The sequence below is a fragment of the Xanthobacter agilis genome (assembly GCF_021730435.1).
In the GTDB taxonomy this organism is placed as follows: domain Bacteria; phylum Pseudomonadota; class Alphaproteobacteria; order Rhizobiales; family Xanthobacteraceae; genus Xanthobacter; species Xanthobacter agilis.
Genome location: NZ_JABWGX010000010.1, coordinates 65,739 through 87,143, shown reverse-complemented (window position 1 = coordinate 87,143; position 21,405 = coordinate 65,739). Strand labels below are relative to the sequence as shown.

At 70.2% G+C, this 21,405-nt stretch carries 19 protein-coding genes; 14 read left to right on the top strand and 5 right to left on the bottom strand.

The genetic code is table 11. From position 1 onward, the window contains the following. Positions 1-17 precede the first annotated feature (17 nt). From HUW53_RS09385 to HUW53_RS09375, 3 genes are read left to right on the top strand one after another with little or no spacing between them, the layout of a single operon-like run. The gene (locus HUW53_RS09385; protein ID WP_237345490.1) at positions 18-803 is read left to right on the top strand and encodes an enoyl-CoA hydratase-related protein; all 786 of its coding nucleotides are present in this window, start codon (positions 18-20) and stop codon (positions 801-803) included. Beyond that, positions 800-2,806, top strand: coding sequence for an acetyl/propionyl/methylcrotonyl-CoA carboxylase subunit alpha (locus HUW53_RS09380; RefSeq protein ID WP_237345489.1), 2,007 nt, complete (start codon positions 800-802; stop codon positions 2,804-2,806). Before HUW53_RS09385 ends, HUW53_RS09380 begins: the two co-directional genes overlap by 4 nt. Continuing rightward, a complete protein-coding gene (locus HUW53_RS09375; RefSeq protein ID WP_237345488.1) occupies positions 2,806-3,726 on the top strand; it encodes a hydroxymethylglutaryl-CoA lyase in 921 nt (306 codons plus the stop codon). The genes HUW53_RS09380 and HUW53_RS09375 overlap by 1 nt, the downstream gene beginning before the upstream one ends. Positions 3,727-3,821: 95 nt before the next feature. Here HUW53_RS09375 and HUW53_RS09370 read toward each other — a convergent pair whose 3' ends face one another. Then, the gene (locus HUW53_RS09370; protein ID WP_237345487.1) at positions 3,822-6,110 is read right to left on the bottom strand and encodes a capsular polysaccharide export protein, LipB/KpsS family; all 2,289 of its coding nucleotides are present in this window, start codon (positions 6,108-6,110) and stop codon (positions 3,822-3,824) included. Positions 6,111-6,277: 167 nt separating this feature from the next. Continuing rightward, positions 6,278-6,640, bottom strand: a complete 363-nt coding sequence (gene arsC, locus HUW53_RS09365; RefSeq protein ID WP_237345486.1) for an arsenate reductase (glutaredoxin) — start codon at positions 6,638-6,640, stop codon at positions 6,278-6,280. A 282-nt stretch (positions 6,641-6,922) separates the two neighbouring features. On the opposite strand from arsC, the gene atpD reads away from it, so the two are divergent. From atpD to HUW53_RS09320, 9 genes are read left to right on the top strand one after another with little or no spacing between them, the layout of a single operon-like run. Next, positions 6,923-8,368, top strand: coding sequence for a F0F1 ATP synthase subunit beta (gene atpD / locus HUW53_RS09360; RefSeq protein WP_237345485.1), 1,446 nt, complete (start codon positions 6,923-6,925; stop codon positions 8,366-8,368). Continuing rightward, positions 8,365-8,835, top strand: coding sequence for a F0F1 ATP synthase subunit epsilon (locus tag HUW53_RS09355; protein WP_237345484.1), 471 nt, complete (start codon positions 8,365-8,367; stop codon positions 8,833-8,835). The genes atpD and HUW53_RS09355 overlap by 4 nt, the downstream gene beginning before the upstream one ends. Beyond that, positions 8,835-9,161: an AtpZ/AtpI family protein gene (locus HUW53_RS09350; RefSeq protein WP_237345483.1), complete on the top strand. Its 327-nt coding sequence runs from the start codon at positions 8,835-8,837 to the stop codon at positions 9,159-9,161. Before HUW53_RS09355 ends, HUW53_RS09350 begins: the two co-directional genes overlap by 1 nt. A gap of 2 nt (positions 9,162-9,163) precedes the next feature. After that, positions 9,164-9,481, top strand: a complete 318-nt coding sequence (locus HUW53_RS09345; RefSeq protein WP_237345482.1) for an N-ATPase subunit AtpR — start codon at positions 9,164-9,166, stop codon at positions 9,479-9,481. Continuing rightward, on the top strand, positions 9,481-10,182 hold the full coding sequence (locus HUW53_RS09340) for a F0F1 ATP synthase subunit A (RefSeq protein WP_237345481.1): 702 nt from the start codon (positions 9,481-9,483) through the stop codon (positions 10,180-10,182). Before HUW53_RS09345 ends, HUW53_RS09340 begins: the two co-directional genes overlap by 1 nt. Positions 10,183-10,187: 5 nt before the next feature. Next, positions 10,188-10,436, top strand: coding sequence for a F0F1 ATP synthase subunit C (locus HUW53_RS09335; RefSeq protein ID WP_237345480.1), 249 nt, complete (start codon positions 10,188-10,190; stop codon positions 10,434-10,436). Between the two features lie 6 nt (positions 10,437-10,442). Next, a complete protein-coding gene (locus HUW53_RS09330) occupies positions 10,443-11,195 on the top strand; it encodes a F0F1 ATP synthase subunit B family protein (protein WP_237345479.1) in 753 nt (250 codons plus the stop codon). After that, the gene (locus HUW53_RS09325; protein WP_237345478.1) at positions 11,185-12,753 is read left to right on the top strand and encodes a F0F1 ATP synthase subunit alpha; all 1,569 of its coding nucleotides are present in this window, start codon (positions 11,185-11,187) and stop codon (positions 12,751-12,753) included. The genes HUW53_RS09330 and HUW53_RS09325 overlap by 11 nt, the downstream gene beginning before the upstream one ends. Beyond that, complete coding sequence (locus HUW53_RS09320; RefSeq protein ID WP_237345477.1) at positions 12,750-13,610, top strand: F0F1 ATP synthase subunit gamma; 861 nt, start codon at positions 12,750-12,752, stop codon at positions 13,608-13,610. Before HUW53_RS09325 ends, HUW53_RS09320 begins: the two co-directional genes overlap by 4 nt. A 100-nt stretch (positions 13,611-13,710) precedes the next feature. Here HUW53_RS09320 and HUW53_RS09315 read toward each other — a convergent pair whose 3' ends face one another. Further along, complete coding sequence (locus tag HUW53_RS09315) at positions 13,711-14,949, bottom strand: MFS transporter (protein WP_237345476.1); 1,239 nt, start codon at positions 14,947-14,949, stop codon at positions 13,711-13,713. A gap of 342 nt (positions 14,950-15,291) precedes the next feature. Between HUW53_RS09315 and lptM the strand changes: the two genes are divergently transcribed. Both lptM and lysA read left to right on the top strand, forming a co-directional pair. Continuing rightward, a complete protein-coding gene (gene lptM, locus HUW53_RS09310; protein ID WP_237345475.1) occupies positions 15,292-15,603 on the top strand; it encodes an LPS translocon maturation chaperone LptM in 312 nt (103 codons plus the stop codon). Positions 15,604-15,657: 54 nt separating this feature from the next. Beyond that, positions 15,658-16,926, top strand: coding sequence for a diaminopimelate decarboxylase (lysA, locus tag HUW53_RS09305; protein ID WP_237345550.1), 1,269 nt, complete (start codon positions 15,658-15,660; stop codon positions 16,924-16,926). A gap of 63 nt (positions 16,927-16,989) precedes the next feature. On the opposite strand, the gene HUW53_RS09300 is transcribed toward lysA, so the two are convergent. Together HUW53_RS09300 and HUW53_RS09295 are read right to left on the bottom strand one after the other, a co-directional pair. After that, entirely contained in the window at positions 16,990-18,330 is a 1,341-nt protein-coding gene (locus HUW53_RS09300; protein WP_237345474.1) for a putative bifunctional diguanylate cyclase/phosphodiesterase, read from the bottom strand. A gap of 205 nt (positions 18,331-18,535) precedes the next feature. Further along, positions 18,536-21,202 carry a bifunctional acetate--CoA ligase family protein/GNAT family N-acetyltransferase gene (locus HUW53_RS09295; RefSeq protein WP_237345473.1) on the bottom strand — a complete coding sequence of 889 codons (2,667 nt, stop codon included), beginning with the start codon at positions 21,200-21,202 and terminating at the stop codon, positions 18,536-18,538. Positions 21,203-21,405: the final 203 nt, after the last annotated feature.

Below are 21,405 nucleotides of genomic sequence, written 5' to 3'. Positions count from 1 at the left end.
CCCATCGGGAGGCGCCCGTGAGCCTCATCGCCACCACCGAAGACGGCGTCCGCGTCCTCACCCTCAACCGGCCGGAGGTGCGCAACGCCTTCGACGACGCGCTCATCGCCGCACTCACCGCCGCCTATGCGGCGGCCATCGCCGACCCCGCCGTGTGGGCCATCCTGCTCAAGGCCGAGGGCAAGAGCTTCTGCGCCGGCGGCGACCTCAACTGGATGCGCCGCATGGGCGCCTACACCCACGCCGAGAATCTCCAGGACGCGGAGAAGCTCGCCGCCCTCATGCGCACCATCGACCTCTGCCCCAAGCCCACCTTGGCGCGGGTGCACGCCTCCGCCTTTGCCGGGGCGACCGGGCTCATCGCCGCCAGCGACATCGTGGTGGCGGTGCCGGAGGCCGAGTTCGCGGTGACCGAGGTGCGCATCGGCCTCATCCCGGCGGTCATCAGCCCCTATCTGGTCAGGGCCATGGGGGCGCGGCAGGCCCGCCGCTATTTCCTCACCGCCGAGCGGTTTTCTGCGGCGACCGCGCAGGCCCTGGGCCTGGTGCACGAGGTGGTGCCGGCGGACGCGCTCGACGCCGCCATCGCCCGCCACCTCTCCGCCCTCAAGGCGGCGAGCCCGGCCGCGCTCGCCGCCACCAAGGACCTCATCCGCGCCGTGGATCGCCCGCTGGACGATGCGGTGGTTGCCGATACCGCCCGCCGCATCGCCGACATCCGCGCCAGCGCCGACGGCAAGGAAGGTGTCTCGGCCTTCCTCGAAAAACGAAAAGCCCAATGGGGAAAAGGGGAAACCGCATGAGCCGCCCGATCCGCACCCTGCTCGTCGCCAACCGGGGCGAGATCGCGGTGCGCGTCATGCGCACCGCCAAGGCCCTCGGCATCACCACCGTCGCCGTGTATTCGCAGGCCGACGCCCATGCCCTGCATGTGGCCGAGGCGGACGAGGCCTATCCCATCGGCCCGGCCCCGGCGCGCGAAAGCTACCTGAGGATCGACGCCATCCTGGAGGCCGCGCGGCTGGCGGGGGCGGATGCCATCCACCCCGGCTATGGCTTCCTGTCGGAGAATGCCGATTTCGCGGAAGCGTGCGAAAAGGCCGGCATCGTCTTCGTCGGCCCGCCCGCCGCCGCCATCCGCGCCATGGGCTCCAAGAGCGCGGCCAAGGCACTGATGGAAAAGGCCGGCGTGCCACTGGTGCCGGGCTATCACGGCGCCGACCAGGACCCCGCCCTGCTCGCCCGCGAAGCGGCGCGCATCGGCTTCCCGGTGCTCATCAAGGCCTCCGCCGGGGGCGGCGGCAAGGGCATGAAGGTGGTGCGGTCGGCGGAAGAGTTTCCGGACGCCCTCGCCTCCGCCCAGCGCGAGGCGAAAAGCGCCTTTGGCGACGACCGGGTTCTGGTGGAAAAATACCTCACCACGCCGCGCCACATCGAGGTGCAGGTGTTCGCCGACAGCCACGGCAACGCCGTCTATCTGCACGAGCGCGACTGCTCCATCCAGCGCCGTCACCAGAAGGTGGTCGAGGAGGCCCCCGCCCCCGGCCTGACGCCCGAGCGCCGCACCGCCATGGGCCAGGCCGCGGTGGAGGCGGCCAAGGCGGTGAACTATGTGGGCGCCGGCACGGTGGAATTCATCGCCGAGGGCGACGCCTTCTATTTCATGGAGATGAACACCCGGCTGCAGGTGGAACACCCGGTCACCGAGGCCATCACCGGGCAGGATCTGGTGGAGTGGCAATTGCGGGTGGCGGAAGGCGCGCCGCTGCCGCTGCGGCAGGAGGAAATCCCCCTGAAGGGCCACGCCATCGAGGTGCGCCTTTACGCGGAGGATCCGGCGCGGGACTTCCTGCCCCAGGTGGGTACCCTCGACCATCTGGTGCTGCCGGTGCATGTGCCCGGCACCCGCGTCGATACCGGCGTGCGGGCGGGAGACACGGTGTCCATCCATTACGACCCGATGATCGCCAAGATCATCGTCGCCGGCGCCGACCGTTCGGAGGCGGTGGGCCGCCTGCAGGCCGCGCTCGCCGCCACCGAGGTGGTGGGGCTCGCCACCAACCGGGTGTTTCTGAAGGCCATCGCCGCCCATCCGGCCTTCGCCGCGGCGGAGCTCGACACCAATTTCATCGCCCGCCACCATGGGGACCTGCTGCCGGCCCCGCGGCCGGCCGGCAACCCGGTGCTGGCCCTCGCCACCCTCGCCGTGCTGATGGAGGAAGCCCGCCAGTCGGCCGAGGCGGTGGATGCGGCGGACCGGTTCTCCCCCTGGGGCCGGGCGCCGGGCTGGCGGCTCAACCGCGACGCCCATGTGGACCTCACCTTCCAGGATCCCCATCTGGAGGGCCGCACCGTGGTGCGCGCCCACTTCAAGCCCCACGGCTTCGTGCTGGACCTGCCCGGCGGCCGCATGACGGTGGAGGGGGAAAGCGACGCGGATGGCCATCTCTCGGCCCGGCTCGACGGGGTGAAGCTGTCGGCCCGCGTCATCCACTCCGGCAATCTGCTCACGGTGTTCGTGCGGGGCGGGGAGTTCCAGGTGGAGTTCATCGACCCGCGCCTCGCTTCGCTGGCTGCCACTGGCACCGCCGGGCGGCTGGTGGCGCCCATGCCGGGCACCATCATCCGCATCGCGGTGGAAGCCGGGCAGGAGGTGATGAAGGGCGCGCCCTTGGTGGTGGTGGAGGCCATGAAGATGGAGCACACGGTGGCCGCCCCCCGCGACGGGCGCATCAAGGCGCTCAACTTCGCCGTGGGCGACCTGGTGGACGAGGGCGCGGAACTGCTCGTTCTGGAGGACGCGTGATGGGCCGGGCCTCTTACGTCCGCATTGTCGATGTGGGGCCGCGCGACGGGCTCCAGAACGAGCCGGGCCTCGTGCCGGTGGAGGCCAAGGTGGCGCTCATCGACGCCCTCGGCGCGGCCGGGCTCCCAGCGATCGAGAGCGGCTCCTTCGTCTCGCCCAAATGGGTGCCGCAGATGGCCGACACCGCCGCCGTGCTCGCGCGCATCCAGCGGCGCGAGGGGGTGCGCTATCCGGTGCTCACGCCCAACCTGAAGGGGCTGGAACTGGCGATCACCGCCGGGGTGAGCGAGGTGGCGGTGTTCGCCGCCGCCTCGGAGGCGTTCAGCCTGAAGAACATCAACTGCACCATCGCCCAAAGCCTCCAACGGTTCGCGCCGGTGATGGATCTGGCGCGGGCCAACGGCATCGCCGTGCGCGGCTATGTGAGCTGCGTGCTCGGCTGCCCCTACCAGGGCGCGGTGCCGGTGGCCAAGGTGGTGGAGGTGTCCGAGGCGCTCGTCGCCATGGGCAGCTACGAAGTCTCCCTCGGCGACACCATCGGCGTCGGCACGCCCGACAAGGCGAAAGCCATGGCGCGGGCGGTGGCCGACCAGATCGGCACCGATCGCACCGCCCTGCATTTCCACGACACCTATGGGCAGGCGCTGGCCAATGTGCTCGCCGGCCTGGAGCTGGGCATCGCGACGGTGGATGCCTCGGTGGCGGGGCTCGGCGGCTGTCCCTATGCCAAGGGCGCCTCGGGCAATCTCGCCACCGAGGACCTCGTCTACATGCTGGACGGCCTGGGGGTGGAGACCGGCATCGACCTCGACCGGCTCGCCGCCGCCGGGCGCGCCATCACCGCCGCCCTCGGCCGGGCGCCCACCTCCCGCGTGGCCCAGGCGCTGGCGGCCAAGGCTCCCGCAGCCACGCCCGGATAGCCCCAAGCGGACCGGCGGCGCGCCGGCTCTCTCCGTTCGCGGGGAGACCCACGGCCGCCCCCGGTGCACGAGGTCCGCAAGGCCCGCCGCCGGGATCAGCCGCGTGCGCCCAAGGCGTCCAGGACATCCTCCAGCTCCACGGCCGCCCCGCGCCGCGGGTCGTAATAGCGCGACTGGAGGATGTAGGCGGCGTGGAAGACCTCCGCGACCGTGCGCCGCCGCGTCCGGCGCGGGATGTCCGCATGGTCCTGCGTGAAGCCCCAGCCCGCATAGAAGGGCACGCCGTGGCAATGCACCTTCTTGCCGGCGAGGCACGCCTCGAAACCCAGATGCGCGCTCACCACGAACACCTCGTCCACCCCCTCCAGCAGGGCATAGGAATTGGCATCGATGGTGACGACGTGGACGTTGGCCGCGCCCTGCAGGGCGGCGAGCCGGTCCGGCGCCAGATGACCCGCCTCCGGAGCGCCCCCGGCACCGGCACACGCCTTGACGATGATGTCGCACCCTTCGCCACGCGCCAGGGCATCGTCCAGCATCCGCGCGAAGGCGGCTTTGTCCGCGAGACCCAGGGTCACGGCCGGATCGCCAAGCGGCTGGTCCACCACCAGGATCTTGCGCACGCCCGGACGGCCGACCGGCGACAGGGCATCGCCGCCGCCGGTCTTGGTGAGCCGCCCGGTGACGATCCGGTCCATGGCGGCCTGCGCCCGCGCGCGCTCCGGCGCGCTCAGCTCCGGCCCGTCGGCCAGCCACCGCTCCAGCCGCGAGGCGTCGGTGGCATCGTAATAGGCGGTGGTGTCGTCGAGGATGAGGGACACCGGGCCGATGAACCCCTCCTCCACCACCGCCACCGGCCGGCCGATGGCGCGGGCGGCCTCCCGCTGGCGATCGGCGACCGCGCTCGCATCGGCGCCCCACTGGAGGAACAGATCCACCGAGGCGATGGCGCGCAGCCGGTTCACCCCCGCCCCGCTGTCCACCCGCGTGCGCGCATGGAGCAGCCCCAGAAGATGGGGCTGGCGTTCCGGGGACAGGGCCGCCACCGGCGGCACGCCGACCACGTCGATGGTGTCGCGCGCGAACAGCCGCGCGATGGCGTTGGGCCGCAAGGTCAACACCGTCTCATCGGCGGCAAGGGCCGCAAGATAGGCGCTGATGCGGGCCGATGCGCGCCCGTCGAAGCTGCCGATGCCGAACATGTCGGCGGCCCAGGCCAGCCCCTCCGGCGGATAGTCCCAGCCCCGCGCCAGCATCACATCGAGCTTCGCCGCCATCCCCGCGGCATCGGTGACGGCGGGAATGCCCACCTTCTCCCAGACCTGGTCGAATTCCAGATATTTCATGGAAAGGGCCGGCCGGCCCAACAGCACCGCCTCGAACAGCATGGTGCTGTTGATGGACGCCACCGCATCGGCATGGCACACGGCCTCTTCCGGCGGCACCAGATAGCACATGGCATCATCGAAGGCGCCCACCGGCGAACGGGCGAGCCGCGCCCGCAGCTCCGGCCCGAGGACATCGTCCTTGGAGGGCGGCAGCCGCACCAGCAATTGGCACCCGTGCCCCTCCGCATAGGTGAGCAGATCCGCCATGGCCCGGCGCTGCACCTCCAAGGCGACCTCCCGGTCGAGCTGGGAATCGAGCGGCTGCGAGGCGAACACGATCAGCTTGCGCTCGGGCCGCAGACCGAACAGGCGGCAGAACTGCGCCCGCGTCAGCGCCGGCCTGGCATTCACATAAGGATCGAACTTGGGCGCGCCGACAGCGCGGAAGCGATCGGCGGAATAGCCGCGCTCCAGAAAGATGTCCTGCTGGAGGCGGCCCCAGCCCAGCACCACATCCGCCATGGGCAGCGAGGCCTTGGCGGCCGGGTCCCAATAATATTTGTCCCGGTTGATGAACACCGATTCATGGGGAATGAGGATCTTCGGAATCTCCAGATCCTCGCAGACATTGGCGATGATGCGGGTCACCGGCGCCCAATCGAAAGTGAAGATGATGCCGCGAATGTGCCGGCGCACCTGCACCAGCCGCCGCGCCACCAGCCTGCGATAAACATCGGTCTCTTCCAGCGCCACCCGGAAAATCTCCCGCCGGGTGGCATTGTCCTCGACGCCCGTGAACATGTCGAAGGGCGCGAGGGCGTAGCCGGCATGGGTGCCGAGCCGGGCGACCAGGGCATCCGTGTGCTCCGCGATCCACGGTAGATAGAGGAAGACCGGCGTGGGGCCGGAAAGAACCCGCTGCGTCTCCGCCGACACATGCGGGCGATACCAGCCCGGCACGGCGCCCGCCGCCTCGGCCGCGGGCCGCGGCCGCGTCCCGAGCAGGCGCTTCAGGGCCGGAGAGGCATCGGACAGCAGCTTGGCAAGAATGTTCATCTCCGGTCCCTCTCGGCGTCACCGCCCTTTGCCCATTCGGGGCTCACGCCGCCGGCGACCCATCCCCGGCGCCCCATGAAGAAAGGCGCGCGCGCCCAAGCGGCCTTCGCTTCTGGCCCAGGGCGCGGCGCTTGCGCAATCCTCGTCCGGCGCGATCCCCCGCCGGCTCAGGGCAGGATTTCGCGCACACGCTCCATGGGCCGGCAGAGCCGCACGCCCTTCCCGGTGAACACGAACGGCCGCTCGATGAGCGCGGGGTGGGCCACCAGGGCGTCGAGCAAGGCGTCGTCGGAGAGGTCCGGCTTGTCGAGGCCGAGCTCGGTATAGAGCGCGCCCTTGCGACGCACCGCGTCACGCACGGTAATGCCGGCCGCCGCGATGGCCGCCGCCAGCTCCGCGCGGGAGGGCGGGGTTTTCAGATACTGGACAATCTCCGGCTCCAGGCCCGCCTCGCGCAGCACGGCAAGGGTGTTGCGCGAGGTGCCGCAGGACGGGTTGTGCCAGATGGTGACGCGCGACGAGCCGCTCATGAAAGGGTTTCCGGACGACAAATAGAGAGGCGCCGCCGCCAGCGCGGCCCGCGGCCATCAAGCGGCCGCGGGCCGGTCCTGTCAATCGGCGCGCCCGACACGGAACCGCCGCCGCGCGGGTGGCCTGCGGCGGGGAACGCGCCATTGCGTCGCGGCCGTTGCCGAGGCTGCCGCCTCAACCGCTTGCGCCCGGCACCGCGGCCTCGCACCGCTGGCGCCGACGCGCCGGGTCTGGCATGCTCACCCCAGGCAGCGGCAAACCCTTTGCCCAGAGGCCGAGCCATGGCACCTGACGCCGGGAATCAGACGGATAATGACGGGCGCATCGTCGCCCTGCGCGGCGCGGTCATTGACGTCCGCTTCACCGCCGGCGCGCTGCCGCCGGTGGAGGAAGCGCTGTGGGTGGAGGACGCCGCGCGCGGGCGGGTGCTGGCGGAGGTGCAGAGCCATCTCGACCTCCAGACCGTGCGCGCCATCGCGCTCCAGCCCACCTCCGGCCTGAAGCGCGGCGACCTGGTGAAGCGCAGCGGCGGGCCGCTCGCGGTGCCGGTGGGGGAGCATGTGCTGGGCCGCCTCCTGGATGTGGCCGGCAACCTCGGGGACAAGGGGGCCGCCCTGCCCGACGACGTGCCACGCCGCCCCATTCATGCCGCGCCCCCCGCCTTCGCCGACCAGAGCGGGGCCACCGAGATCTTCACCACCGGCATCAAGGTGCTGGACCTCCTGGCGCCGCTTGCCCAGGGCGGCAAGGCGGCCATGTTCGGCGGCGCGGGCGTCGGCAAGACCGTGCTGGTGATGGAGCTGATCCACGCCATGGTCGCGACCTACCAGGGCATCTCCGTGTTCGCCGGCATCGGCGAGCGCTCCCGCGAGGGCCATGAAATGCTGCTCGACATGACCCAATCGGGCGTGCTGGAGCGCACCGTTCTCGTCTACGGCCAGATGAACGAGCCCCCCGGCGCCCGCTGGCGGGTACCGCTGACGGCCCTCACCATCGCCGAATACTTCCGCGACGAGAAACACCAGAACGTCCTGCTATTGATGGACAACATCTTCCGCTTCGTGCAGGCGGGGGCGGAAGTGTCGGGCCTTCTGGGGCGCATGCCGTCGCGGGTGGGCTACCAGCCGACACTCGCCAGCGAGGTGGCGGCGCTGGAGGAGCGCATCGCCTCGGTTGGCGGCGCCGCCGTCACCGCCATCGAAGCCGTGTATGTGCCGGCGGACGATTTCACCGACCCGGCGGTGACCACCATTGCCGCCCATGTGGACTCCACGGTCGTGCTCTCCCGCGCCATGGCGGCGGAGGGCATGTATCCGGCGGTGGACCCCATCGCCTCCTCCTCCATCCTGCTCGACCCGCTGATCGTGGGCGAGACGCACGCCAAGGTGGCCACCGAGGTGCGCCGCATCATCGAGCATTATCGCGAGCTGCAAGACGTCATCTCCCTGCTCGGCATGGACGAATTGGGGGCGGATGACCGCCGCGTCGTGGAGCGGGCGAGAAAGCTTCAGCGCTTCCTCACCCAGCCGTTCGCCGTCACGGAAGCCTTCACCGGCGTGCCCGGCCGCTCGGTGCCGGTGGAAGCGACGGTGGCCGGCTGCAAGGCCATCCTGGAGGGGGTCTGCGACGACTGGCGGGAAAGCTCCCTCTACATGGTCGGCGATCTCGCGGAAGCCCGCGCCAAGGAGGAAGCCGCCCGCAACGCCGCGCCGGGCAGCGCGTCATGAGCCGCGCGCTGACCCTCACCATCACCACCCCCACCAGGGTTCTGGTGGCGGGCCTTGAGGTCCGTGCCGTGCGGGCCGAGGACGAGAGCGGCAGCTTCGGCCTCCTGCCCGGCCACACGGATTTCCTCACCGTGCTGCCGGCCTCGGTTCTGCGCTGGCGCACCGCCGATGACGTGACCCATTATTGCGCCCAGGGTGGCGGCCTGCTGACGGTCGAGGGCGGGACCCGCGTGGCGGTCGCCTGTCGTCAGGGCACGCTGGGCGACGACCTCGCCCGCCTGGAAGAAGAAGTGGAGCGCCTGCGCGCCGCCGAAACCGACATCGCCCGCAAGGCCCGCGTGGAACAGATGCGCCTGCACGCCAATGCGGTGCGCCAGCTCATGCGTTTCCTGCGCCCCGCGCGGCCCGGAACATTCGGCGCGGTCGGCGCCGAGGCGGCCACCACCGATGCGGACGAGGTAGCGTGATGGCGGGGCTCGACCCCCTCGACGCGCCGGAGGACGGCCGCGGTGCCGAGGACCGGATGGCCGCCGCCGCCCGGCAGGCCGCGGATCGGGCCCGGCGCGGGCGGGAGAACCCCGAGCCCTCCCTCGGCGCGCGGCTGGGGCAGATGGGCATCCTGGGCTGGACCATCGTGGTGCCCACCCTCGCCGGCCTGGTGGTGGGGCGCTGGCTGGACGGCGCGTTTCACACCGGCATCATGTTCGCGGCGGCGCTGCTCATGCTCGGGGCGGCGTTCGGCCTGTGGTCGGCGTGGCGCTGGATGCACGGCGCCGTGGGAAAGGATGAGTGACCATGGCGCTGGGCAACCTGATGGCCTCCCTTCTGCCCGCCATGCCCGAGCTGTCGCCACTCGCGGGCGCAGCCCTCGGCCTTGGCGTCGGACTGGTGGCGGGTGGCGCCTATTTCACCGCCCTGTGGTGGAACACGCAGCTTTATCTCGCCGGCGGCCGCGCGCTGCTCGCCATCGCGCTCCAGGCGGCGCGGTTCGCGCTGTTGCTGGGCGCAATGGCCGCGCTCGCCCTCCTCGGCGCGCTGCCGCTGCTGATGGGCGCGGTCGGCCTGCTGATCGCCCGCACGCTGGTGGTGCGGCGGCTGGGAAGGGTGGCCTGATGCAGTCGCCCCTCGTCACCGAAGCCCTGTTCCATCTCGGTCCGGTGCCGATCACCGCGCCGGTCGCGGTCACCTGGGGCATCCTCGCGGTGCTCGGCGGGGGAGCCTTTGTCGCCACCCGTCGCCTGAAGCTCGTGCCCGGCCGGGGGCAGGCCCTGCTCGAGACCATCGTCGCCACCATCGACGCCCAGATCCGCGACACCATGCAGGCGGACCCGGCGCCCTATCGCGCCCTCATCGGCGGCATCTTCCTGTTCGTGCTCACCGCCAACTGGGTGTCGCTCATTCCCGGCCTGGAACCGCCCACGGCCCATATCGAGACCGACGCGGCGCTCGCGCTCATCGTGTTCGCCGCCACCATCGGCTACGGCATCAAGGCACGCGGGCTCGTGGGCTACCTGAAGACCTTCGCGGAACCCACCTGGGTGATGATCCCGCTCAATGTGGTGGAGCAGATCACCCGGACCTTCTCGCTGGTGGTGCGCCTGTTCGGCAACATCATGAGCGGGGTGTTCGTCATCGGCATCATCCTGTCGCTGGCGGGGCTGCTGGTGCCGATCCCGCTGATGGCGCTCGATCTGCTCACCGGAGCGGTGCAGGCCTACATCTTCGCGGTGCTCGCCACCGTCTTCATCGGCGCCGCCGTGAGCGAGGGCGAGGCCCCCGCCCCACGCCGGGACTCTCTTCAGAAGGAGCGCTAGACGCCATGGACAATCTCATCCAAGTGGTCTCCATCGCCTCCGCGGCCCTTGCCGTGTCGTTCGGCGCCATCGGGCCGGCGCTGGGCGAAGGGCGCGCGGTGGCGGCGGCCATGGACGCCATCGCCCGCCAGCCGGAATCCGCCGGCACCCTCTCGCGCACCCTGTTCGTGGGCCTCGCCATGATCGAGACCATGGCCATCTATTGCCTGGTCATCGCGCTCCTGGTGCTGTTCGCCAATCCGTTCGTGAAGTAGCGGCCCATGACGATCGACTGGTGGACGCTCGCGCTGCAGGCGATCAACGTCCTGGTCCTGCTGTATATCCTCTCGCGCTTCCTGTTCCGCCCGGTGGTGGCCATGATGGCGGAGCGGCAGGCGGCGGCCACCCGCGATCTGGATGCCGCCCGTGCCGCGCGCGCGGCTGCGGAGGCCGAGCAGGCGAAGGCCACGGCCGAGACCGCGGTCATTTCCGCCGCCCGCAAGGACCGGCTCGACGCCGCCACCGCCGAGGCGCAGGCGCAAAAGGACGCGCTGCTGGCCACCGCCCGCGCCGAGGCCGAGGCCCTGCGCGCGGCGGCCGCGACCGACATCGCGCGCGCCCGCGCCACCGCCGCGCGGGAGGATGCGGACCGCGCCAGCCGCCTGGCAGTGGACATCGCCGCCCGCCTGCTCGCCCGCGTGCCGGCGGCGCTCCAGGTGTCCGCCTTCATCGACGATCTCGCGGCCGGCGTCGCGGCGCTGCCGGAGGCCTCGCGGGCGGCCTTGGTGGCCGCCGAAGGGCCGCTGCGCCTCAAGGCGCCCCGCCCCCTCACCGATCCGGAGGTGCGTGCCTGCCGGGACCAGCTCGCCGCCGCCCTGGGGCGGGACGTGACCCTTACCCTGGAGGTGGAGCCGGCGCTGATCGCGGGCCTTCAGCTCGACGCGCCCCACGCGGTGGTGCGCAATACCTTCCGGGCCGATCTCGACCGCATCCTCAAGGAGCTGACGCGCCATGGAACACGCCATGGAACATGATGCCGATCAGCCCGCGGCCGTTGAGGAGGCCGATTGGCTCACCCGCGGCCGCGCCGCCGTCGCCCGCGCCGACCTGTCGGTGGAAGCGGAGGCGATCGGCCGGGTGGAACAGGTGGCCGACGGCATCGCCCGCGTCTCCGGCCTGCCCGACGTGCGGCTCGACGAGATCCTGAAATTCGAGGGCGGCCGCATGGGCTTCGCTTTGACCCTCGATATCGACACCATCGGCGCGGTGCTGCTGGACGATGCCGCCGCCATCGCCGCCGGCTCCAAGGTGACCGGCTCGGGCGAGGTGGTGCGGGTGCCGGTGGGCGAAGACCTGCTGGGCCGGGTGGTGGACCCCCTCGGCCGCCCGCTGGACGGCGGCGCACCGATCGCGGCCACCACGCTCCACCCCATCGAGCGGCCGGCGCCGGCCATCATCGCCCGCGATCTCGTGAGCGCGCCGGTGGAAACCGGCGTTCTGGTGGTGGATGCCCTGTTCGCCCTGGGGCGCGGACAGCGCGAGCTCATCATCGGCGACCGGGCCACCGGCAAGACGGCGATGGCGGTGGACGCCATCATCAACCAGAAGCACTCGGACATCATCTGCGTCTATGTGGCGGTGGGTCAGAGGGCGAGCGCCGTGGAGCGGGTGATCGAGGCGGTGAAGGCCCATGGTGCGCCGGAACGCTGCATCTTCGTGGTGGCCTCGGCCGCCGCCGCGCCCGGACTGCAATGGATCGCGCCCTTTGCCGGCTTCACCATGGCCGAATATTTCCGCGACACCGGCCGCCATGCGCTGATCGTGGTGGACGATCTCAGCCGCCATGCCGCCACCCATCGCGAGCTGGCCTTGCTCACCCACGAATCGCCGGGGCGCGAGGCCTATCCCGGCGACATCTTCTATGTGCATGCCCGCATGCTGGAGCGGGCGGCCAAGCTCTCGGCGGAGCTGGGCGGCGGCTCGCTCACGGCGCTGCCGGTGGCCGAGACCGACGCCGGCAACCTTTCCGCCTACATCCCCACCAACCTCATCTCCATCACCGATGGGCAGATCGTGCTCGATTCCCGCCTGTTCGCGGCCAATCAGCGCCCGGCGGTGGATGTGGGCCTGTCGGTGTCGCGGGTCGGCGGCAAGGCGCAGAAGAAGGCCCTGCGCGACGTCTCCGGCCGGCTGCGGCTCGACTATTCCCAATTCCTGGAGCTGGAGATGTTCACCCGCTTCGGCGGCATCTCCGACACGCGGGTGAAGGCGCAGATCACCCGCGGCGAGCGCATTCGTGCCCTCCTCACCCAACCGCGCTTCGCCAATTTGCGCTTTATCGACCAAGTGGCGCTGCTCGCCGCCCTCGCGGACGGGGTATTCGATGCCCTGCCGGCGGAGCTCATCCCCGGCCTGCGGGCGCGCCTGCCCGCAGCGCTCGACCTGAACGGCGGAGCCGAGGCGAGCACGCTCGCGGAAACCGGGCAGCTCGACGCCGCGACCCGGCGGAAGCTCGTCGCCCTGGTGCGCGAACTGGCCCAGGAGATGAGCCAGGAGATGAGCCAGCACCTCATGCGGGAGGTCAAACCGTGACCGAGCGGCTGGTCGACGTCACCCAGCGCATCCGCACGGTGCATCAATTATCGGCGGTCATCAGCGCCATGCGCGGCATCGCCGCCGCCCGCGCGCGGGAAGCGCGGGCCCAGCTCGACGGCATCCGCGCCTATGCCCGCACCATTGCCGGCGGCATCGGCCACGCCCTCGCCTTCCTGCCGCAACCCCTCCCGCCGGAGCCGCCGCACGCTCCGCATCCCGCGCACGCGGGCCATGTCGTCATCGCCCTGTGTGCCGAGCAGGGGTTCGCCGGGGCGTTCAGCGCCCATGTACTGGAGGCCGCGGAGCGGGTGCGGCTGCGGGCACCGGAGCGGCCGTTCACCCTGTTCATCATCGGCGATCGGGGCCTGCTGGTGGCGGAGGAAAAATCCATCCCCTACGCCTGGTCGGCGGCCATGATCAGCCACCCCGATCAGGCGCCCGAGCTGGCGAGCCGCATTGTCGATGCCCTCTATGCGCGCCTCGACGGCGGGCCGCAGGTGAGCCTGCTGCACGCGGTTCCCGGAGACGGGGCCGCCCAGGTGACGGAAAAGCGCTTGGTGCCGTTCGATTTCGCCCGCTTCCCGCTGGCCCGGCACGCGGTGCCGCCGCTCACCACCCTGCCGCCCGACGTGCTGCTGGCGCGGCTCGTGGAGGAATACGTCTTCACCGAGCTGGCAGAAGCCATCATGCTCTCGTTCGCCGCCGAGAACGAGGCGCGCATGCGGGCCATGATCGCGGCCCACGCCAATGTGGACAAGACCCTGGATTCCCTGGTCGCCCGCTCGCGCCAACTGCGCCAGGAGGAGATCACCAACGAGATCGTGGAACTGGCCGCCGCCGCCAGCCGCCCGTAATACCATCGGCCCCGGTCTTTGACCGGTGCCAAGTGGGCACGCTCAAACGCCGCGTGGGCTTGACCGGCGGCTCATGAGCGAGGCTCACGGGGCCTTCGGATCACGCCACCGGTGTAAGCGGCCCGGCTTCCTCGCGGTCCGCGACGGCGTGCCCCACCTGGTCGAGACGGTGGGACACAATGGCGAGCAGCATCGCGATACCGGCCAGGATCGCCCCGATCCACGGCAGGTCCAGGTAGCCGAGGCCCATGGTGAGCCCAACGCCGCCGATGCCGGCGCCGATGGCATTGCCCAGGTTGAACGCACCCTGATTGATGGTGGAAGCGAGGTTCGGCGCCTCCGCCGCCTGCTGCACCACCTGCATCTGCAGCGGCGCCACCAGGGCGAAGGCCAGCGCCCCCCACACGAACAAGGTGATGGCCGCCGGCAAAGGATGGGCGCTGGTGAGCGGGAACACGGCCAGCAGCACCACTTCCACCGCCGTGATGCCGATGACCGTGGGCATCAGGCTGCGGTCCGCGAGCCAGCCGCCGCCGAAATTGCCGACCGTGAGCCCCACGCCGAACACCAGCAGCATGAGCGTCACCCCGTGGGTCGAAACGCCGGTGTGGCTGGTCAGGATCGGCGCGATATAGGTGAACACGCTGAACAGGCTGGAGGAAGCGACGATGGAGATGAGCATCGCCAGTATCACCTGGACCGAGCCGATGGCGCGCGCCTCCCGCTTCAGCTCCACGCGCGGCGCCGGCAGGCTTCGCGGCAGCCACCGCGCCAAGGCGAGCGCGGCGACGATGCCGATGACCACCACCGCGAGGAAGGTATCGCGCCAGGACAACCATTCGCCCATGGCGGTGCCCAGCGGCACGCCCAGCACATTGGCGATGGTGAGGCCGGCGAACATCATGGCGATCGCCTGAGCCTTGCGGCTCGGCGGGGAAAGCTCGGCCGCCACCACCGCGCCAAGACCGAAGAAGGCGCCGTGGCACAAAGCGGTGACGACCCGCGCGCCCATCAGCAGCCAGAAACCCGGGGCGATGGCGCACAAAAGATTGCCGGCGATGAACACGCCCATGAGCAACATCAGCGCATGGCGACGGTTCATGCGCGCGGTGGCGATGGCGAGGAACGGCGAGCCAAAGGTGACGCTCAGCGCATAGCCGGTCACCAGGAAGCCCGCCTGGGGAATGGTCACGCCGAGGTCGGCCGCCACATTTGGCAGCAGGCCGACGATGACAAATTCGGTGGTGCCGATGCCGAAGGAGGCCAGGGCCAGGGCAAGCAGGGCGAGGCGCACGGCTTTCGGCCCGGCGCCAGCGGCGGGGGAGGACGCAACATTCATGAAGAAACACCGGGATTCGGGGCGGACGCCTGGCGATTTCGGCCCCCGCGACCGCCAAAGTGCCGGCATGCCGCGCGCCATCTCAGAACGCGGCGCGAATGTATGCTGGGCCGCAGCGGCACGAAAATGAAATCTGCGACTGGTTTCAAGGCGCCGGAAGAATGCTGGCGCCGGTGTGAACATGAGGTGACGAAGGGATGGCGCACCGTGGCCGCCGCGACACGGCTCGCGAGCCCAAGGGGCCGGCGGGGCAGCTGTTCCGCCGCGACGCTCGAAGAGGGCTCGCCTTTGGCGTGGCGCAGGCTATATTGGCCGCGAATTGACCGGATGGCTTAGAGCTCCATGTTTCGCCTCACCTTGCCTTTGGCGCTCGTCGCCGCGTTCGCCCTCGCGGCGTGCGGCGTGAAGGGGCCGCTTGAGCCCCCGCCGGGCGCGCCCCAGCCGCCCGCGCCCCAGGCGCAGGTGGTGGTGCCGCCTCCCTCCACGAGCGCCGCCGGCTTCCATTCGGCGACCTCCGCCAGCGACATGGCCAGCAGCGCCACGCCCCACGCCGATTGGGAAAAGAGCCAGCAAAGCACCAGTGGCGCCAAGAGCGACCCGCTGAAGGGCGTTGCCCGGCCGAATCAACCCTTCATTCTCGACGGCCTGCTCTAAGGCCGCCGGCGCCCCGCTCCCATGAGCGGCGCGCAATGCGAAGACCTGCGCTCCATGCACCATTTCGACTATCGCAACGGGCGGCTCCACGCCGAGGGCGTGGACCTTGTGACCCTCGCCTCCGAGGTTCGCACGCCCTTCTACTGCTATTCCTCCGCCACCCTGGAGCGGCATTATCGCGTGTTCACGGAGGCATTCGCCGATCGCGAGGCGCTCTTGTGCTACGCGCTGAAGGCCAATTCCAACCAGTCCGTGATCGCCACCCTCGCCCGGCTCGGCGCCGGGGCGGACATCGTCTCGGTCGGCGAGCTGCGCCGGGCGCTGGCGGCCGGCGTGCCGGGCAACCGCATCGTCTTCTCCGGCGTCGGCAAGACCCGCGAGGAAATGGCCGAGGCCATCGCCGCCGGCATCCTCTGCTTCAACGTGGAGAGCGAGCCGGAACTGCATGTGCTGTCCGAGGTCGCCACCGCGCTGGGGCGCACCGCGCCGGTGTCGATCCGCGTCAATCCGGATGTGGACGCGAAGACCCACAAGAAGATCTCCACCGGCCGCTCGGCCACCAAGTTCGGCATTCCCATCTCCCGCGCCCGCGAGGTGTACGATCTCGTGGCGCGCCTGCCGGGTCTCGTCGTGACCGGGGTGGACATGCACATCGGCAGCCAGATCACCGACATGGGGCCGGTGGAAAATGCCGTGGCGCTGCTGGCCGAACTCGCCCGCGACCTGATCGGCGCCGGCCATCGGCTGCACCACCTCGATCTCGGCGGCGGCCTCGGCGTGCCCTATGCGGCGAGCGATCCGGTGCCCCCGCCCCCGTCCGAATACGCGGCCGTGGTGCGCCGGGCCCTCGGCGCGCTCAACCTGCCGCTGGTGTTCGAGATGGGCCGCATGATCGTGGCCAATGCCGGCATCCTCGTCACCCGCGTGATCTATGTGAAGCACGGCGAGGGCAAGACCTTCGTGATCGTGGATGCGGCCATGAACGACCTCATCCGCCCCACCCTTTACGAGGCCCACCACGACATCTTCCCCGTGGCGGAGCCGGCCGCTGACACCCCGGTCATGGTCGCCGACGTGGTCGGCCCGGTGTGCGAGACCGGGGATTTCCTCGCCCTCGACCGCGAGATGCCCGAGGTGAAGCCCGGCGACCTCCTGGCGGTGATGACCGCCGGCGCCTACGGGGCGGTGCAGGCCTCCACCTACAACACCCGGGCCCTGGTGCCGGAGGTGCTGGTGAACGGACCGGTGGCCGCCGTGGTGCGCCCGCGCGTGGATGTCGACGCCTTGATCGCGCTCGACGCCATGGCGCCCTGGCTCGGTTGAGCCCGGGCATGCTCGCCCGCAGCCGCGGGACTCAAGGGGATGTGCGGTTGAGGACGATCGCGCTCAGGCGATGCCGAGGCCACGCGTGGCAATGAAGTCCACCAGTGCTTCCTCGGTCATGGGCCGGCCGAGGTAAAAGCCCTGGACCTCGTCGCAGCGGTCCGCCTTCAGGCAGGCGAGCTGGCTCTCGGTCTCCACCCCCTCCGCCACCACCTGCATCCCCAGCGCGCGGCCAAGGCCCAATATGGCCTGCACGATGGCGAGCGCGCCCTTGCTCTGGTCGAGGTCGCCGACAAAGCTGCGATCGATCTTCAGGGCATCGAAGGGGAAGCTGCGCAGGTAGCCCAGCGACGAATAGCCGGTGCCGAAATCGTCCATGGAGAGGCGCACGCCCAGATCCTTGAGCTGCACCAGCATTTCGAGCGCCTTTTCAGCGTTCTCGATGAGCACGCTCTCGGTGATCTCCAGCTCCAACCGATGGGGCGCGAGGTCCGTGGCCTTGAGCACGGATCCCACCGTCTCCACCAGCTCGCCGCCCCGGAACTGAACCACCGAGACATTGACCGAGACATTGAGCCCCGGCAGCCTGGCGATGGTATCGCACGCCTTGCGCAGCACCCATTCGCCGAGGGGCACCACCAGCCCGCTTTTCTCGGCGAGCGGCACAAACTCATCCGGCACCAGCCGGCCGCGCTGGGGATGATCCCAGCGGATCAGCGCCTCGACCCCGATGATGCGCAGCGTGTCCGTGCTCCAGCGCGGCTGGAACAGCAGCACGAACTGATCGGACACGATCGCCCGCCGCAGGTCACCCTCCAGGGAGGGCAGGCCCTGCGCCTCGGCGTTCATCTCGGTGGTGAAGAAGCAGAAGACGCCAGGGCCAATGCTCTTGGCCCGGTCGAGGGCGAGGCAGGCGCGGCAGACCAGATTCTCCGCCTCCTCCCCATCCAGCGGGGCGAGGGCGATGCCCAAGGTCGCCTGCGGATACACGGTGGAGGTCTTCGACAGCACCACCGGCGCGCTGAGGGCGCTCTGCAGGCGCCCACAGAGGCGCTCCGCGGTCTTGGCATCGTTGAGACCGGTCAAGACAAGCACGAACTCATCGGCGCCCACCCGCGCCACCAGGTCATTATCCCGCACGCAGCGGCGCAAGCGCTGGGCCATCTCCGCCAGGATCTGGTCGCCGGCCGCGCTGCCGAAGCTCTCGTTGAGTTGCCGGAAATTGTCGATGTCGAGGGCGATCACCGCGACCATGCGCGATCCGTCCCGCGCCGCGCCGAGGGCGCCGGTCAGGAATTCCAGCATCAACAGGCGGTTGGGCAGATTGGTCAGGGGATCGTGCAAGGCCAGATACTCCGACCGCCACGGCCCCTCCATGACCTCGTCCGTGCAGTGAGTCGCCATCTTGTGAAAGCCGGTGGATGAACCGCTGTGCGCCCCGGGGATCGGGAGGCCTGCGGCGGATGCCCCAAATTCGTTTCCATCACGTCGAGACAGGCCCCATGCGGAGGTCCTGTCCCGTCATCGTGATCCGAGCCCGCTTCATGTGCAAGGCTGGATAGTGGGCTGGCCTTGGGCAATCGTCAAGTTCGCGCCGGTAGCCGAATCCTCACAGCGCAATGACCACGCGCATCACGGACGGGTCTTCGCTGCTGGGCGCGACCTTGAAGCCAAGGTCTTCCGCCATGTGCAGCATGGGCCCATTCTCGCGCATCACGTCACCGAACACCCGCTTGAGACCGCGGCTTCGGGCATGGTCGAGGATCTCCGTCATCAGGCGATAGCCGAGGCCTTTGCCCTTCATGTCGGAGCGCACCATGATGGCGTATTCCGCCTCGTCATTGTCCGGATCGGCGATGATGCGCACCACGCCGCAGATGTCGCCCGACGTCTCCTCGGCCACGAACGCCATCTCGCGATCATAGTCGATCTGAGACAGGCGGGCCGCCATCAGATGCGGGAAGTCCTTCACCGAGCCCAGGAAGCGCATCCGCACATCCTGCGGGTCGGAGCGGCGCACCACGTCCACCAGACCGGGCTCGTCCTCGGGCCGGATCGGTCGCAGGGTCACGAAGGCCCCGTCGCTCAGCGGGATTTGCTTCACATGCTCCGGCGGGTAGGGCCTGATGGCGAAGCGCTTCGTCCCGTCCTGCGACGCCTCGTTGACGACGATGCGGGCGTCGAGGACGATCACGCCATTCTCGTCCGCCAACAGCGGGTTGATGTCGAGTTCGGCGATCTGCGGCAGATCGGCGAGCAGTTCGGCGATCTTGATGAGGGTGGAGGCGACCGCCTCCATGTCCGCCGGCGGGTGGTCGCGATAGCCGGCCAGCAGCTTCGCCACCCGAGTGCGGGAAATCATCTCCCGGGCGAGCACGCCATTGAGCGGCGGCAGCGCCACCGCGCGGTCGCCGATGACCTCCACCGCCGTGCCGCCCTGGCCGAACAGCACCACCGGGCCAAAGGTGGGATCATTGGCGATGCCGGCGATCAGCTCCTGGGCATTGGGCCGGCGCACCATCTGCTGCACGGTGAAGCCGTCCACCCGGGCGGTGGGCCGCTTCTGCGCCACCGAGGCGATGATGTCGCGGCAGGCCGCCTCCACCGCGGCGGCGGTGTGGAGGTCGAGCCGCACGCCGCCTACATCCGACTTGTGGGTGATGTCGTGGGACAGCACCTTCACCACCACCGGCAGGCCCATTTCGGCGGCGATGCGACCCGCGTCCTCGGGGGTCGCCGCGATGCGGGTCTCCACCACCGGAATGTCGTAGGCGGCCAGCACCGCCTTGGCCTCGAACTCGCCCAGGGCCTTGCGGCCGGCGGCCAGCACGCCCTGCACGATCCGCAGCGCCTCGGCGCGGTCCGGCTCCTCGAAGGTACGGGCCGGCGGGGTCTCCATCAGCAGCGTCTGGTTGCGCTGATAGGCCACCAGATGGCCGAAGGCGCGCACCGCCTCATCAGGCGTTTCGTAGGTGGGCACCCGGCGGGCGGCGAACTTGCGGCGCACCTCGCCGGCCGCGCTTTCGCCCAGCCAGCAGGTGAGCACCGGCGCGCGGGGCCGGGTTTCCAGCACTTCCAGCACCGCGTCGGCGGCACCCTTGGCATCGGTGACGGCGGTCGGGCAGTTCAATACCAGGACACCGTCCGATCCCTTGTCGGCGAGCAGCGCCTTGAGCGCCTCGGCATAGCGCTTGGGTGGGGCGTTGGCGTGAATGTTGACCGGGTTGGCGCGCGACCAGTTCGCGGGGAGCGCCGCATCGAGGGTGGACAGGGTGGCGGCGTCGAGGGTGCCGAGCCGGCCGTCTGCGACCTCCAGCGCATCCACCGCCAGCACGCCGGCGCCACCGCCATTGGTGAGGATGGCCAGCCGGTCGCCATGGAGGCGGATGCCCGACGACAGGGTGGTGATGGCCTCGAACACCTCGCGCAGCTCCGGCACGCGCAGCATGCCGGCGCGGCGGAAGGCGGCGTCATAGACGAGGTCGGCGCCGGCGAGCGCGCCGGTATGGGAGCGCGCCGCCTGCGCGCCGGCGGCGCTGCGTCCGGCCTTGATGACAACCACCGGCTTGGTGCGCGCCGCGATGCGGCCCGCCGACATGAATTTGCGCGCGTCGGTGATGCTCTCCACGTAGAGCAGAATGGCGCGGGTGGTGTTGTCGAGGGCGAGATAGTCCAGCAGGTCGCCGAAATCGATGTCGCCCTTGTCGCCCAGGGAAATCACATGGGAAAAGCCGATGCCGCGCGCGCTGGCCCAGTCAAGCACGGCATTGGCCATGGTGCGCGACTGGGTGACGAAGGCCACGTCGCCCTTGGCCGGCATGAGATGGGCCACGCTGGCGTTGATGCGCGCGCCGGTGGAGATGAAGCCGATGCAGTTCGGCCCCAGGATGCGCAACAGATGGGGCTTGGCCGCATCGAGCATCCGCTGCAACACTTCCGTGCCTTCGAGCTTAGCCCCTTCCCCGAACGCCGAGGCGGTCACCACCGCCGCGCGGCAGCCCTTGGCACCAAGGTCGGCGATGATCTGCGGCACTTGATCGGGCTCCGCCGTCACCACGGCGAGGTCCACCGGAATCGGCAGATCGTTCACATGCGCATGGTTGAGAGAGGAGCGCAGCACCCGCTCCTTGGCGTTCACGGTGAGGATCGGCCCCGGAAAGCCGGCCTCGAACAGGTTTTCGGCGATCACCGCGCCGATGGATCCGGGCTTGTTGCTGGCCCCCACCAAGGCGATGGCCGAGGGGTGGAACAACGCGTCGAGATTGCGGGTGGTCATGGCTGGCCTTCCGGTCGTCTGCGGCGCACGGGGGCGATCCCGCGTCCATCGTCGCGTGTAGGATGTTTTCGGGCGAAGGGGCACCCGTTGGCGCGAAGAAAACCGGTGAACCGGCCATTCGGGCCGCGGGCGCAAGCCGCGCGGGCCAACGCCGTCGGCACCATCATGCCGGCGGGAGGCGCCGAGGTGTCGACCAGGGCGGG

Coding starts and splice junctions, on each gene's coding strand:
- HUW53_RS09380 (WP_237345489.1), top strand. CDS start 800: ATGAGCCGCCCGATCCGCACCCTGCTCGTCGCCAACCGGGGCGAGATC.
- HUW53_RS09375 (WP_237345488.1), top strand. CDS start 2,806: ATGGGCCGGGCCTCTTACGTCCGCATTGTCGATGTGGGGCCGCGCGAC.
- HUW53_RS09370 (WP_237345487.1), bottom strand. CDS start 6,110: ATGAACATTCTTGCCAAGCTGCTGTCCGATGCCTCTCCGGCCCTGAAG.
- arsC (WP_237345486.1), bottom strand. CDS start 6,640: ATGAGCGGCTCGTCGCGCGTCACCATCTGGCACAACCCGTCCTGCGGC.
- atpD (WP_237345485.1), top strand. CDS start 6,923: ATGGCACCTGACGCCGGGAATCAGACGGATAATGACGGGCGCATCGTC.
- HUW53_RS09355 (WP_237345484.1), top strand. CDS start 8,365: ATGAGCCGCGCGCTGACCCTCACCATCACCACCCCCACCAGGGTTCTG.
- HUW53_RS09350 (WP_237345483.1), top strand. CDS start 8,835: ATGGCGGGGCTCGACCCCCTCGACGCGCCGGAGGACGGCCGCGGTGCC.
- HUW53_RS09345 (WP_237345482.1), top strand. CDS start 9,164: ATGGCGCTGGGCAACCTGATGGCCTCCCTTCTGCCCGCCATGCCCGAG.
- HUW53_RS09340 (WP_237345481.1), top strand. CDS start 9,481: ATGCAGTCGCCCCTCGTCACCGAAGCCCTGTTCCATCTCGGTCCGGTG.
- HUW53_RS09335 (WP_237345480.1), top strand. CDS start 10,188: ATGGACAATCTCATCCAAGTGGTCTCCATCGCCTCCGCGGCCCTTGCC.
- HUW53_RS09330 (WP_237345479.1), top strand. CDS start 10,443: ATGACGATCGACTGGTGGACGCTCGCGCTGCAGGCGATCAACGTCCTG.
- HUW53_RS09325 (WP_237345478.1), top strand. CDS start 11,185: ATGGAACATGATGCCGATCAGCCCGCGGCCGTTGAGGAGGCCGATTGG.
- HUW53_RS09315 (WP_237345476.1), bottom strand. CDS start 14,949: ATGAATGTTGCGTCCTCCCCCGCCGCTGGCGCCGGGCCGAAAGCCGTG.
- lptM (WP_237345475.1), top strand. CDS start 15,292: ATGTTTCGCCTCACCTTGCCTTTGGCGCTCGTCGCCGCGTTCGCCCTC.
- lysA (WP_237345550.1), top strand. CDS start 15,658: ATGCACCATTTCGACTATCGCAACGGGCGGCTCCACGCCGAGGGCGTG.
- HUW53_RS09300 (WP_237345474.1), bottom strand. CDS start 18,330: ATGGCGACTCACTGCACGGACGAGGTCATGGAGGGGCCGTGGCGGTCG.
- HUW53_RS09295 (WP_237345473.1), bottom strand. CDS start 21,202: ATGACCACCCGCAATCTCGACGCGTTGTTCCACCCCTCGGCCATCGCC.